This is a genomic window from Deltaproteobacteria bacterium, from assembly GCA_012522415.1.
Classification (GTDB): domain Bacteria; phylum Desulfobacterota; class Syntrophia; order Syntrophales; family JAAYKM01; genus JAAYKM01.
The window spans coordinates 1-1,535 of sequence record JAAYKM010000028.1; the positions used below are offsets into that span (position 1 = coordinate 1).

1 protein-coding gene is annotated in these 1,535 nt (G+C 55.4%); it reads right to left on the reverse strand.

The annotated features are described in order from the left end of the window. Nucleotides 1-103: 103 nt before the first annotated feature. Nucleotides 104-1,399: a GTPase HflX gene (hflX, locus tag GX147_02210; protein NLN59521.1), complete on the reverse strand. Its 1,296-nt coding sequence runs from the start codon at nucleotides 1,397-1,399 to the stop codon at nucleotides 104-106. Between the last annotated feature and the right edge of the window lie 136 nt (nucleotides 1,400-1,535).

A 1,535-nucleotide genomic window follows, 5' to 3' on the forward strand; every position in this document is an offset into this window, starting at 1 on the left:
CCCCGCCATTGACCCCTGCGGCTTCGGTGATGTTGATTCCTTGATGACAGCCATCACAGAGGTCCTTCTCGAGAAAGAAAGACTCGCCCTGGATTCCAGGCCATCAGGATCCTGATCTTTGAGGGCCCTCCTGTATCCAGGCTTGTAGGGGGCCGATCCGGCTTTTGCGGATCCGGCCTGTCAGGATGATGTGATCCGGTTCGTAACGTTCCTCTGTCACGCTTCCATATTCGCGGGCGTGCGCCACGATTCCGGCCTCACGGTAAGGAATCAGCGCATGGTACTCAACCAGCGTCTCCTTAACGAACTGAGCCAGCTTCTCCTTCAGGCGGTCAATCCCGAGACCTGTCGTGGCGGATACCTGTACAATCCGGTCCGCCTTCTCATGACGCAAGACAGCCATGACCTGGTGGAGCGCCTCTGAACTGACAATATCCATCTTGTTCAATACGTAGATAAAGGGGAGCGAGCCCGCGCCCAAATCCTTAAGTTGATGATGCACCACTTCAATCTGGGCCGCTGCGTCCGGATCAGCCATATCACACACCAGAATAATCAAATCGGCGCTTGCCGCCTCCTCAAAGGTCGCTCTGAAGGCCTGAAGCAAAAACCCCGGTAAATCCCTGATAAAACCGACTTTGTCAACCAGGATCAGGGACAGGCCGTCACCCGCCTCGATCCGCCTGGCGGTCGGATCCAGCGTCATAAAGAGCTGATCCCCAGTCGCCAGGTCCGAGTCTGTCAACTTGTTCAGCAAGGTGGATTTTCCCGCGTTGGTGTAGCCGACAATGGCTGCTGTCACCATTTCCCGTCGCTGCCTCAAGGACCTGGAACGTTGACGGCGTCCTTCCATTTTGCGCAGTTCACCCCTCAGCACCGCCATCCTTTTGCGGATGACACGCCGGTCCTGCTCCAACTTGGTCTCACCGGGACCCCGCGTCCCGATTCCACCACCCAGGCGCGAAAGCTCGACCCCTCGTCCCGTCAGCTGCGTCAACCGGTAACGGAGCCAGGCAAGCTCCACCTGAATTTTGCCTTCATCGGTACGCGCCCGTTCGGCGAAGATAGACAAGATAACATTCACCCGATCACTGATTCGAAGATCGACCTGTTCCGCAATGCCCCGGGTCTGCGCGGGCGTCAATTCGCCGTCAAAAATAAGGTAGTCCACCTCCATATCGCGCGCCATTTCGACGATTTCGAGAAGCTTGCCCGATCCCACGTAAGTCAGGCCATCTGGTTTTTCAAGTCGCTGCACGACCCGGCCCTTGACGACAAATCCATTGGTGCCTGCCAGGTCTTCCAGCTCGTCAAGAGATCGGCTAACCACGTCCTGGCCGGTCTTTGACGAATCGACCGCGACAAGCAGGGCGGCGGGAGCCGCTGTTTGTTCTGTCATTGAACTTGAAGAATTTTTTTCAGATTGCATGATTTTATGTCCAAATTTTTCTTTTGTGGATATTGTTGCCACTCTCTATTTCGAAGATGTCGAAGATTCCGCGCCGGCCTCTGTGCTATGTTCAGTTTAAATCAAC